The sequence below is a fragment of the Anoxybacillus sp. ST4 genome (assembly GCF_019448545.1).
In the GTDB taxonomy this organism is placed as follows: domain Bacteria; phylum Bacillota; class Bacilli; order Bacillales; family Anoxybacillaceae; genus Anoxybacillus; species Anoxybacillus pushchinoensis.
Genome location: NZ_JAHZOE010000022.1, coordinates 1 through 12,664 on the forward strand (window position 1 = coordinate 1; position 12,664 = coordinate 12,664).

General features: G+C 42.2%; 13 protein-coding genes. 1 reads left to right on the plus strand and 12 read right to left on the minus strand.

All coding sequences use genetic code 11. From position 1 onward, the window contains the following. Positions 1–524, plus strand: a 524-nt coding sequence (locus K1I44_RS11760; RefSeq protein ID WP_255573405.1) for a cytochrome b/b6 domain-containing protein, incomplete at its 5' end; no start/stop codon positions are given. A gap of 20 nt (positions 525–544) precedes the next feature. On the opposite strand, the gene K1I44_RS11765 is transcribed toward K1I44_RS11760, so the two are convergent. The 12 genes from K1I44_RS11765 to K1I44_RS11820 all read right to left on the minus strand — a co-directional run bounded on the left by K1I44_RS11765 (position 545) and on the right by K1I44_RS11820 (position 12,519). Further along, entirely contained in the window at positions 545–1,375 is an 831-nt protein-coding gene (locus K1I44_RS11765; protein WP_219986239.1) for a transcriptional regulator, read from the minus strand. A gap of 36 nt (positions 1,376–1,411) precedes the next feature. Continuing rightward, positions 1,412–2,626, minus strand: coding sequence for an MDR family MFS transporter (locus K1I44_RS11770; RefSeq protein WP_003398573.1), 1,215 nt, complete (start codon positions 2,624–2,626; stop codon positions 1,412–1,414). A gap of 203 nt (positions 2,627–2,829) precedes the next feature. Beyond that, positions 2,830–4,197, minus strand: a complete 1,368-nt coding sequence (rlmD, locus tag K1I44_RS11775) for a 23S rRNA (uracil(1939)-C(5))-methyltransferase RlmD (RefSeq protein ID WP_219986240.1) — start codon at positions 4,195–4,197, stop codon at positions 2,830–2,832. A gap of 64 nt (positions 4,198–4,261) precedes the next feature. After that, entirely contained in the window at positions 4,262–5,188 is a 927-nt protein-coding gene (locus tag K1I44_RS11780) for a diacylglycerol kinase (protein ID WP_077429421.1), read from the minus strand. Positions 5,189–5,289: 101 nt separating this feature from the next. Next, entirely contained in the window at positions 5,290–6,078 is a 789-nt protein-coding gene (locus K1I44_RS11785; RefSeq protein WP_219986241.1) for a sulfite exporter TauE/SafE family protein, read from the minus strand. Between the two features lie 14 nt (positions 6,079–6,092). Beyond that, positions 6,093–6,725: a response regulator gene (locus tag K1I44_RS11790; RefSeq protein ID WP_003399080.1), complete on the minus strand. Its 633-nt coding sequence runs from the start codon at positions 6,723–6,725 to the stop codon at positions 6,093–6,095. Then, a complete protein-coding gene (locus K1I44_RS11795) occupies positions 6,706–7,725 on the minus strand; it encodes a PAS domain-containing sensor histidine kinase (protein WP_219986242.1) in 1,020 nt (339 codons plus the stop codon). The genes K1I44_RS11790 and K1I44_RS11795 overlap by 20 nt, the downstream gene beginning before the upstream one ends. 71 nt (positions 7,726–7,796) lie before the next feature. Further along, positions 7,797–9,206 carry an MBL fold metallo-hydrolase gene (locus K1I44_RS11800; protein ID WP_219986243.1) on the minus strand — a complete coding sequence of 470 codons (1,410 nt, stop codon included), beginning with the start codon at positions 9,204–9,206 and terminating at the stop codon, positions 7,797–7,799. Positions 9,207–9,222: 16 nt separating this feature from the next. Then, positions 9,223–9,747, minus strand: a complete 525-nt coding sequence (locus tag K1I44_RS11805) for a hypothetical protein (RefSeq protein ID WP_219986244.1) — start codon at positions 9,745–9,747, stop codon at positions 9,223–9,225. Between the two features lie 13 nt (positions 9,748–9,760). Next, a complete protein-coding gene (locus tag K1I44_RS11810) occupies positions 9,761–10,960 on the minus strand; it encodes an FAD/NAD(P)-binding oxidoreductase (RefSeq protein WP_219986245.1) in 1,200 nt (399 codons plus the stop codon). A gap of 137 nt (positions 10,961–11,097) precedes the next feature. Then, complete coding sequence (locus tag K1I44_RS11815) at positions 11,098–11,535, minus strand: OsmC family protein (protein ID WP_219986269.1); 438 nt, start codon at positions 11,533–11,535, stop codon at positions 11,098–11,100. Between the two features lie 27 nt (positions 11,536–11,562). Next, positions 11,563–12,519: an arsenic resistance protein gene (locus tag K1I44_RS11820; RefSeq protein ID WP_219986246.1), complete on the minus strand. Its 957-nt coding sequence runs from the start codon at positions 12,517–12,519 to the stop codon at positions 11,563–11,565. Between the last annotated feature and the right edge of the window lie 145 nt (positions 12,520–12,664).

Sequence of the window (12,664 nt, forward strand, 5' to 3'; positions counted from 1 at the left end):
TCTTCTGTTGGCAGGCGAAACGATCGATCGAGTTCTTTCCGCTACCTAGGGCATTTTCTATGACCGAAATGCCCTATTTGTGCTGGGCTTTTTTATACACTAGCACTGGGGTGAATAGTTACAAAAAAGGAGATGTAAAAGGCTCTTACCTTATTTTGAAAGCGATGCTTTTAAAACAAAAAGAGCCACCGAGCGAAAAATATTTGCCTGAACAACGAATCGCCTACTTATATTTCGTTGTGTCAATCGGCCTTGTCATTGTTACAGGCGTCATTAAAGTCATAAAGAACATCATGGGCGTGCAACCAACAAACGGAATTTTATTTTGGGGCGCACAGTTACACAACTTGGCAACAGTCATGGTCATCTTCGGTGTCATTATGCATTTAGCCGCATTTATCGTCAAAGAAAATCGCAAACTATTGCCAGGTATGTTTACAGGCTATGTGGATGAAGAATATGTAAAAGAACGCCACTCGCTCTGGTATAAAGAGTTGAAGAGAGAATATGAAAAGCAATCCTAGTGATGGGATTGCTTTTCTTATTACTGTATACGTTTCAATTGATTTTCCTCAACGACATATTTTCTTTTTTCGATCATTGTTCCGTCTTCTTTCATCTTCCTTAAGACAATGACATCTTGACCGTCATTTGTTTTACTTTGAGACGTTTCGTACACGTATCTCACACCTTGTTCCACCGCTTCACGCGTCCCTAGCCAATCGGGACATTGGTTCAAAAATGAGTCGCTACTAAGCATATGAAGAAAATGATTCATCGCTTGTACCGAAATGTTAAGCGGTTGCTTTTCCACATAAGATAGGCTCACTTTTGCATGCCGACCAATCTTTTTTAAATACTCCTGCGCCTGTCTTTCTTGTTGCTTAACAAGTTCATCATAATATTTATCTGCATATAACACCTTCGAGTGATATATTTTTGGAAACATTTTCTTAATTGACTCCACATACGCTTCTCCATCGAGCGGCTCTTCGTATGAGACAAGTTTGTACTGCCCGTACTCATCCTTTGAAAATGTCATCACAGTCGGAATCGCCCCGCTACCAGATACAACTGTAAATAAGCCGTCTTGGAATTCAAATACGCCAACACTCACAATAGCATATACGTCCACTTCATTCCCTCTTTGTTCTGTGTCGAGAATGATGTGTCCTTCGGCAATATATTCTCCCTGTCGATAAGACTTTCCATGTTCTTTAACAGCCCTGCTCACCGCTTTTTCAACGTCTGTAACGCCTTCTCGTATATATGAAGAGGAATCGATCTTTTTCTTAAAATCGTTTTTTTGGTAAAAAAACATCCCAGCGAGCAGAGCCGCGATCAGTAAACTAAAGATCGCCAGCAATTTTTTCATTCTCCATTCCCCCTCGTATACAAAAGTAATAAACGGTTACAAACTATACTCCATATGTCGTTTTGTCGCCTTCATTAACCGACCAACATATAAGAAGACGGGGAAACCGACTGATGTACATAGAGCTAATAAGCTAAAAATAATGATGTGATTTCCATAACCGAGATGTTCAAGCATCAATCCTCCAATCCAAGGACCAATGGCGTTACCTATGGCCGTAAAACCGATAGAACCAAAATATAATCCTTTCATCTGTTGAGGTGCAATTTGGTCAATAAATATGTCGACCATTGAAAACATCATCACCTCTCCTACTGTTAAAATAAACATAGAAAGAAATAACATCGGCACAGCAGTAAATAAACCAAATCCGAAAAGTCCGAATGACACCGCAACAATGCCGAACATAATCGACGTGAGCGCGGAATACCGCTTGCCGATTCTTGAAACAGGATACTGTATAATGAGTACAGTAATGGCATTAAAGACGATTAAATAAGAAAAGAGCTGTACACCATCCTGATATTGCGACAAATATTGCGGAATGGTTGAATTAAACTGCGAATACCCTGTGACACCGAGAATCATCCCGATTACAGCAAATAAAAACACACGATCGTTCCTTAATACGTTGACAGCATTGCGAAGTGTTACATGTTCGGATGTATCGCTATCGTTTTGGTCAATCGTATCGTTTGAAAAAAGAGCGACGAGCAAAATGAAGTAAAGAAAATAAACAAAAGCGGTAATAAAAAAAGCGGCTGTTGATGACGAACTGCCGATTTTCAACCCTACTAATGGACCAATCGCCGCCCCTACATTAATTGCTGCATATCGCAAGTTAAACACAAGCAATTTATTTTCTTGTTTTGTCACTTGCGACAACAACGCTCGCGACGAAGGTTCAAAAAACGAACGACATAAGCCGTTTAACGCATTTAACAGAAAAAACGTCCAAACGCTCTCCGCTGTCGCAAAACCAATAAACACGAACGTCCACATCAAAAGAGAAATTTTCATCACTTTCTCTCGCCCGTATCGATCGGAAACATACCCGCCAAAAAAACCACCAAACAGTCCTACAATCGAACTAATCCCAATAATTGCCCCTGCCAACGAAGCGCTGACTCCTTTTACGCTCGTTAAATAAATGGCTAAAAACGGAATGGTCATAAACATCGCCATTCTTGCAAATAATGTTCCGATAATAATTGTTACGCTGATCGGATGTAGTTTTTTTATATTCTCCATAATTCCCCTTCTATCATGAAAATGAACTTTATGTAAAATTATATTATAATTCACAATAAATTAAAAATATTTTAATAACATTGTAGTGAAGCGGAAAACATCATCATTACTATGCAGAAGGGCGATCTCACAAACGAAAAAGGAAAGGGGATATCCTTTCCTTTTTTTGTTATCAATATTTCTCTAATAGAACGATTGACCTTTTACAAACCACGTTCTAATTTCGCAACACACTCCACATGCATCGTATGCGGGAACATGTCAACCGGCTGGACTTCGATCGTTTTGTATCCACCGTCTTCTAATATGCGCAAATCTCGTGCGAGTGTTGCGGGATTGCATGAGACGTAGACGATTCGCTCCGGTTTCATGGTGATCATCGTTTGTAGCAATGATTCATCACAGCCTTTTCGAGGAGGATCGACGACGATACATTCAGCTCGCACTCCTTGCTCGTACCATTTTGGGATGATGACTTCCGCCTCTCCGACCGCAAATTCAACGTTTGTTATGCCGTTTAGTTCAGCGTTTCGTTTCGCATCGGCAATCGCTTCAGGAACGATTTCGACCCCGTACACTTTTCTCGCGTTTTTTGCTAAAAAGAGTGAAATCGTTCCGATGCCACAATACGCATCAATGACTGTCTCCTTCCCAGTCAACTCCGCGTATTCCAGCGCTTTTTCATACAGTACTTTCGTTTGCTCAGGGTTTACTTGATAAAAGGAGCGGGCAGAAATCGCAAACCGAATATCGCCAATGTAGTCATACATATATTCCGATCCCCAAAGCACACGCGTATGCTCTCCCATAATGACATTCGTCCGCTTCGGGTTTATGTTTTGCACAATGGACTTCACGTTCGGGACACGTTGTACAATTGTCTCAACGATTTTCTTTTTATGCGGCAACTCCTCTGTGCGCGTAATAAGCACGACCATCACTTCTTTTGTCGTTGCCCCGTAGCGTGCCATAATGTGACGAAGCACACCTTTATGCGTCTGTTCATTGTAGGCTGGGATGTTATATTGCTCGCAAATTTGTTTGACGGTTTGCACGACGATATCATTCATTTCTTGTTGGATCAAACAGGCGTCCATGTCGATAATGTCGTGGCTACGCTCTTTATAAAAACCCGCCACAAGCCCACCTTCACGCTCACCGACAGGTACTTGCGCTTTGTTTCGATACCGCCACGGATCGTTCATGCCGAGGACAGGGTGAACGGTCGCATGTTCAATTTTCCCGATGCGAGCGAGCACTTCTTTGACATGTTTATGTTTTGCTTTCAGCTGTCCCTCGTAACGAATATGTTGCAGCTGACATCCACCGCATTGTTTATAAATAGGACACGCTGCATCAATGCGATCTTCACTTTTTTCATACAGTTCGATCAAACGACCGAAACCGTACCCTTTTTTTACTTTTACTACTTTCACTTTCGCTTTTTCGCCGGGTAAACCGTTTGGAACGAAAATTGGAAAACCATCGATTTTCGCCACCCCTGCCCCGTCGTGCGTTAAATCTTCAAATACGACGTCATAATATTCGTTTTTTGCTACTGGTGCTTCCATTTGTCTTTCCCCTTCCGCGAAATGCTGTCAAGATTGTAGCATAGTCGAACAAAAAAGAACAGGTTCACTCCCCTGTTCTCATTTGCTCAGCTTTTTCTTTTGGAACAAATACGTTCATATGGCGATATAAGTTAACAAATTCGCCCGGAAGCATGCCGCCATACTCCCCGTCTAAATTAAGCTGCATGTTTTCTTCCGTGTACACTTTGACGCGGTTTGCTTTCGTATAAATGACGTGCGGGTCGTGAATATGTTCACCGCGCAAGGCGAGCGTTGCAATTTTAATAAATTCAGCTAAGTTCGTTTCTTTCAAAATGATTAAATCAAACATGCCGTCGTTTAACGATGAGTTTGGGGCTAATTTTTCAAAGCCGCCGACAGAGTTCGTAAGTGAAACGAGAAACAGCATGACAGCCCCTTCAAACATTTTTCCATCGTACTCGATTTTGACATGGACAGGGTGCAAGGAAGGAAGCATTTCAATTCCTTTTAAATAATAGGCGAGTTGACCAATCATCGTTTTCAGTTTGCTTGGCACTTCGTACGTTAATTCCGTCAAACGTCCGCCACCGGCAATGTTAACAAAATAATGCGTCTTTCCTTCGTTCGTTACCGCCCCAATATCAATCGGCACCGCTTCTCCGTGAATGATCACATCACACGCGCCTTCAATCGAGCGCGGTACACCGATCGCGCGGGCGAAGTCGTTCGTCGTTCCGACTGGAATAATGCCAAGGTTCGGACGATATGACGCATCAGCTAGCCCATTTACGACCTCATTAATCGTTCCATCGCCACCTGCGGCAATGACAAGGTCAAATTCTCGCTCAACTGCTTTTCTTGCCGCCTCTGTCGCATCCCCTGCCCCTGTTGTCGCATGACATGACGTTTCATATCCTGCTTGTTCTAACCGAATCAGTACATCAGGCAAATGCTTTTTAAATACTTCCCTTCCCGACGTCGGATTATAAATAATACGCGCTCGTTTCATCCCCATCATCCTATTTGTTTTATTTTTCCACTATTTAACATCATACCAAATTTTCATAACCATTGCAATGAACAAAAGAAAGCCGACTCAACGGAGTCAGCTTACATAAACATTTCATACCAAATTTTTATCACAGTCGCTACAATTAATACAAGCAAAATGTATTCGAGCGTTTTCGTATTTATTTTTTGACTTAGTTTTGCCCCGATAGGAGCAGCTAGTAAACTAGCAACAACCATCACGATTGACGGGACAAGAAGCATATGTCCACCCATCACTTTTCCAATCGTCGCCCCAATTGATGAAATGAACGTAATGGCTACAGACGAACCGATCGCGATGCGCGTCGGCACTTTTAAAATGACAAGCATAATCGGTACAATAATGAATGCCCCTGCCGCCCCAACGATGCCAGAAGCCACGCCGACAATAAAAGATAGCACAACTGCATATAGCCGATTAAATACCAGCTGCTCCGCTGATACGTCTTCACTCCCCTTCGGCTTTGGGAGAAACATTAATATCGCCGCAATTGATGCTAAAATGGCATACACGAAGTTAATGGTTTCATCAGCTAAAAACTTCGATCCATATCCACCGATAAAACTGCCGATGACAATCGCTGTTCCCATATAGGCAACGAGCCGAAACGATACGTATCCACCTTTTTTGAACACGATCAGGGCGGCAAGTGTCGAGAAAAACACTTGCACCGCGCTAATCGCAGCTACTTCTTGTGCCGTAAAAGCAACGAAGCCGAGAAGCGGAGGAATGTATAAAAGCATTGGATATTTAATAACAGAGCCGCCGATGCCAACCATTCCTGATAAAATGGAGCCAATTGCACCAATAAGAAAAAGAACAAACAAATAGGAAACTGTATATTCCATGATGAGACGCTCCTTTAGACTAAATCAGCAATATGATTTTTTAAGGCGTATTGAATGAGCTCGTGTTTTTCTTTAATACCGAGTTTTTGCATAATGTTCGTTTTATGATTTTCCACTGTTTTCGGGCTGATTTTCAACTTGTTCGCAATTTGGTTATTTGTGTATCCTAAAAACGTAAGCCGCACAATTTCTCGTTCACGATTCGTTAATGGAGATTTCGGCTCTTTTTCGGCAAACATTTTTTCAAGTCGCTCTTTAGGAATATGCGTGCGATAAAAACGTTTGCCGTGATAGACGGCTTGCAACGCCTCGTATAAATCGTTCGTCTGGCTATTTTTTAACAAATAACCGTGAATATGATATTGAATCGCTTTTTGCACATATATTTCCTCATCATGCATCGTTAAGACGATTACTTTCACGTCTTCTAATTCATCCATAATCGTTTTTGCAGTCGTAAATCCATCAAGCCCTGTCGGCATTGACAGATCAAGCAAAACGACATCCGGATGATGCTTCAATGCAAGCGTGATGGCATCACAACCGTTGCTCGCTTCCCCGACGACTTCCACATCGCGAAACCCTTCAAGAAGCAAACGAATGCCTTTACGAATTAAATCATGGTCATCAACGATCAATACTTTCATCCTCTCCGTCCCCCTTTAACGGCACGCGCACAAAAATTGTTGTTCCTTTCATCGGCATAGATGTAATCGTCGTTTCACCGCCAAGATGAAACACGCGTTCTTGAATATGTTTTAAGCCAAGTCCCTCGCGCTTTTCTTCAACGTGAAAGCCAACGCCGTTATCTTCAACGAACACTAGTAATTCTCGCTCCGTTTGTTCAATCGAAACACGCACTTCTGTCGCTTTCGCATATTTCATCACATTATGCAACGCTTCTTGAATAATACGATACAAATTAATTTCCATCGTTGGTGATAAACGTGCATATACGTTCGTTTGCAACGAAAATGACGTAGTTGGCATTTTCGATTGTAGCGAATGAATGAGCGATTGAATGGTCGGGATGAGCCCAAGCGCATCTAGACTTTTTGGGCGAAGTTGTTGCGCATATAGCTTCACATCTTCCATGACACGTCCGAGCTCTTCGCGCACTTCTTTGACATATGCATGAAGCTTCTCATCTTGCACACGTTGAATAATATTATCTAATGCGATGGAAATGCTGTAGAGCGATTGGCCGACACCATCATGCAATTCTTGTGCTAGACGTTTATGTTCCTCTTCTTTTGCTTCCGTTAGTTTTTTTACCATCCATTTTGAACGGCGCGCCTCTTCTTCTTTTTTCTTTGCCGTTTGATCGCGTAAAACAAGCAAGTAATATTTCGCATCGTCTTGTTCAAGGATGAGTGCTGTGCTCATTTCTACATCGATGAAATGTCCATGATACGTCGGCATTTCTGATAAAAAATAAGGCACTTCCTCTGTTGAAATTAAATAGCAGCGCTCTTCGCCTTCTTTCACATCACGCTGTTGGCAAAACGAGCAATACGGCACTTTGTCGCCAAGTTGCCAGCCGGTAAGCCGTTTGGCAGCCGGATTCATCTCTACAATTGTTCTTTCATGATTCATGACGATAATTCCGTCTTGAATGTATGCAAAAATTTTATCTAAAAACCGCATGTCCTCACCTCTCTTCCATTATAAAGAAAAAAAGAAGAAAGATGAAAAGAAAGGACTGACAACGTCAGCCCTTATGATTGCTTCACAACCGGAAGCTTTTCTCTCGTCCACGCTAAGTATCCGCCTTTTAAGTTGAGCACTTGTTTCAAACCTTTTGCTTGTAAAATGCTTGCGCCAATGGCTGAACGCGCACCCGAGCGACATTGAACAACGTATGTTTTGCCTTCTGGAATTTCATCGAGGCGGTCTGCAAGTGTGCCAAGCATCATATGGTGGGCTCCTTCAATATACCCTTCGTCCCATTCTGCTTGATTGCGTACATCAATAAGGTAATAACGGTCATCTTTTAAATATTGTTGTAGTTGATGTACATCAATTTCTTCGTAGCTCTCCACTTCACCATCTAATGCGACGGATGGCTCGATGTATGCGACAACGCGATCCAATCCAATGTAAGCGAGCGCTTTACGAATCGCTTGCACCTCCTGTTCGTTCGCGATTAACACGATATCCTGGTCATAACTAATTAACCAACCTGCCCAGTTTGTAAATGACTTGTTAAACGGGATGTTGATTGCTCCTGCGTAATGTGCATTCGCAAATTGTTCGGACGGACGAACATCTAAAATGAACGCGCCGTTTGCTTTATATGCGTCGAGTTGTTCACGCGTTTGCAACACTGGCACTTCTTCTTCACTTAAATAGGCAGGACCGATTTTGTTTACTTTTTTCATCATCGCAAAATATTTTGGAGGCTCTGGTTGACCTGTAAGCAGTAGCTTCACAAATTGTTCCTCATCTTCGATTTTTAACGCCCAGTTGTTTAACTTTTCATATCCAACAGTTGAAACTGGAACAGCCCCAAGCGCTTTTCCGCACGCGCTTCCTGCTCCGTGTGCCGGCCATACTTGCAAGTAATCTGGGAGCGCTTTAAATTTTTTCAGCGATTGGAACATTTGGCGTGCCCCTACATCAGCTGTGCCGACAACACCTGCCGCCTTTTCAAGCAAATCTGGACGACCGATATCGCCAACGAAAACGAAATCGCCTGTAAAAATCCCCATTGGCTCTGTTGAACCGCCGCCTTTATCTGTTAAAATGAACGAAATATGCTCTGGTGTATGTCCTGGAGTGTGGAGCACTTTGAACTCGACGTTTCCAACAGTAAAGATGTTTCCTTCTTTTACAAGTTCGTAATCGACTTCATCTAAATATTGATACTTCCAGTTTGCATCCCCTTCGTCAGATAAATAAAGCTTTGCTCCACAACGTTTCGCTAGTTCTTTCGCCCCTGAAATGAAGTCTGCGTGAATATGTGTTTCTGTTGCCGCAACGATTTGTAATCCTTCTTTTTTCGCTGTATCGATATACCAATCGACATTGCGACCCGGATCGACAACGATCGCTTCTCCGGTTCGTTGACATCCGACTAAATAAGACATGTGCGCTAACTGCTCATCGAAAAATGAACGAAATAACATATATATCCCCTCCAATTTATTTATGTTTATTTGCTACATCAAGTAGCGTTTCGATATATTTAAACCCATCTTGAATAAGTGGGTGTTTTAACAAGCGGTACATGCGTAATAGTGATACAGGAGACGAATCGCGTTCGCGTTGAAAACGTTCGTTTGTTTCTTTTAAAATGTTGAGTCCCTTTTCAATTGGGACAATATCTTTTGTACCTTGTATCACGTACGCCATCGACTCGCGATCATCGATCACGCTTGTCGCAAACGAAAGGAATTCTTCTACTTTTTGCAACCATTGGACGAGCGTTGGCAACAGTTGAACGAGCGTCGCAAGCGCTTCAAGATGTTCCGTTGTCAGTCGAAATGGTGCTGCTTTTTCCTCAAATTCTGTAAATAAAGCTTCCAGCGATTGCTTATCATTCATCACATGTTGAACAACCGCTATTTTTTCTTCTACCGACTCCATCGCATCTTTTAGTTGTGGGAGTTTCTCAATAAAGTAACGAAGCGCTTCTCGTTGTTCATCGTTTTCGAGTAATTGTAACATGTTACCTCCCCCTCTACATCAACCCTTTTAACATGCCGTTCCAGTAAACGATCGGTAATAAATTTCGTTTCATAATATACATGCTCATCCGCTCTTTTGACTGATCAAACGGGAACGTTTCTTGCGGATTTTTATCATAATCAAACTCAGCTAGCACAAGCTTGTTATAACCTGTTACGAGCGGGCATGAGGTGTAACCGTCGTAACGCGCTTTTAACGGTTTTTCGTTCATAAGCGCTAGTAAATTTTCCGCCACAACAGGAGCTTGCTTTCGAATCGCCGCACCCGTTTTAGATGTCGGTAAGTTTGTGCAATCACCCGCACCAAATACATTTTCATACGTTTTATGTTGTAACGTATACGGATCGACATCGACCCATCCTGCCGCGTCGGCTAACGGGCTTTTTTGAATAAAGGATGGCGGTCCCATCGGCGGTGTAACGTGAATCATATCGAAGCTTAATGTAAACCGCTCACCTGTATCAAGATGTTCAAATGTCGCTTTTTTCGCCTCTCCATCAATTTCAACTAATTCGACACGATATTTCGTTTCAATTTGTTTTCGTTGAATGACTTGCTCAAGCGTATCAGCATATCGCTTCACTGCAAAAATGTTTGGCAACCCTGAAGCGAAAATCATATTCGTTTGTTCGCGCACACCGGATTGTCGGAAATAATCATCAGCTAAATACATAATTTTTTGTGGGGCTCCACCGCATTTCACTTGTGTGCTCGGCTGAGTGAAAATGGCTGTGCCACCGCGGAAATTGCGAATGTTTTCCCACGTGCTCTGCACATAATCGTATGAATAATTGCTGCAAACACCGTTTTTGCCGATCGTTTCTTTCAGTCCTTTAATTTGATCCCAATAAATTTCAACACCAGCTGCTACAACTAAATAGTCGTAACGAACGATTGATCCTTCTTTCGTTTTCAACATATTGTCTTCTGGTGAGAACGTATCGACCGCTTCTTTCAACCATCTCGCTCCATCTGGAATAAGCGATGCTTGCTCGCGAACGGAGTCTTCTACTTTGGCTGCACCACCGCCAACGAGCGTCCAAAGCGGTTGATAATAATGCTTATCGGATGGATCAATCACTAACACTTGTCCATGCAGTTGCCGATTTTTTCTTAATAGCCGTGCCGCAATAGAAATGCCTGCAGAACCTGCTCCAACGATTGCTACTTTTACATCATAGACGTTCGCCATCGTTCATCGCTCCTTTTGTATCCGCTTTCAATTTTGTTTTCCTAACTTAATTACATTGTATATGTTGTTAACTTATATACCCATAGGGGATTTCCCTTATCTTTTTCATCCATAAAAAAAGAGCGGTCGACGCCGCTCTATGCTTTATACCATTGGTCATTCATTTGCACACCTGCCGCTTTTAGTAACGTATATACCGGGCAGCGCGCTTCCACTTTTTCTTTTAACTGTTGGATGCGCTCTTCGCTTTCACTCGTTTTGACTGCTACTTCCACAGACACATGTTCAAAATATGGACGCACGGATGAATCTCCCATAAACCCGCGTGGATCAAATTGTCCTTTTACCGTGAACGTCATGTCTTGTAAATCGAAATTCATCTCCCTCGCAACGACATGGGCCGTCACATTTTCGCATGCAGCCAGCGCACCTAGCACCATTTGAAGCGGATTTGCTCCTAGATCTTGACCGCCCATTTGTTTTGCCTCGTCTATTACGAACTCATGTTTTCCTGCTTTAACGCGTGTTGTCACTCCTTCGACTGTTGCTTGAATGATAAATGTCATTTTATTCATCATGATCAGCTCCCTTTCTTCGTTGTTTTATAATTGTTTAAACCAATATCGGCTTGCCATTCTTCCATAGTAAGCAATAGACTGCTGTTGAACAATAAAAGCGAGCGTAACGATCAGTGCAGCCTCAGCACCGAAAGACGTGGCAGCTAAGCCAATCGCAATTGATAAGTTGCGTAAAACTGTGCCATTTACGAGCGCAATGCCGTCTTCACGGTTGAAAAATTGTTTAGCTACAAATGTGCTAATGACGTAGTTAATCAAATAGAAAAGCAACAATACCCCCAATGCGATGACAATAAGCTGCAAGTTCGCTACAATCATTTTCGCTCGCATGCTCATGCTAACGAACACAACATATAACATGCCCCAAATACTTAATGGAGCGAAGTTTGGCTTCACATACTTTTGAAATTGCTCTGGCGTGTATTTTTTCATCAACCATTTAAATGTCATGTGTCCAAGAACCATCGGCACAAATACAACAAGCAAAATCGTACGGAATGTTTCGATGACGTTAATATCGACGTATTTTCCGACCATTGCTAGCAAATACCAAGGTGTCAATAAGGAGCCGAGCACGAGACCAAACACGGTCAGCTTAACAGCTGCGGTCATATTTCCCTTTTGAATGGCCGTCCACGAAATCGTCATACCACTTGTCGGCAACAGCGCTGACAATGCAAGTCCCGCGAACATGATCGGATGATTGTGCAACATCGTCTTCCCAATGAGAAAAGCAACGAGTGGAATGATAGCAAAATTAATTACGAGAGACGCAAACAATATTTTCTTTTCTTTTAAATGAGTTAATTCCTTCCATTTAAAACCAACCATCGTTGCATAAATCATCACGATTGTCGCTAGCAAAATGGTTGACTTCAAAAAGCTCGTATCGACAAACGTTCCAACGATAAATCCGAGCAACAACGTCACTGGAACACTAATGAGTAAATATGTTTGTGGAAAAAAATATAGTTTTTTCATCGTATCCCCCTTTCTATTATACCCATATAGGTATCTCAATAAATACTATAAGGGGTATATAAAAACTTTGCAACCTTTTTCACAAATTCGTCATATTGTTATCGCTTTCACATATAGTCTTCCCTCCTCTCTGCTTTTTATGACG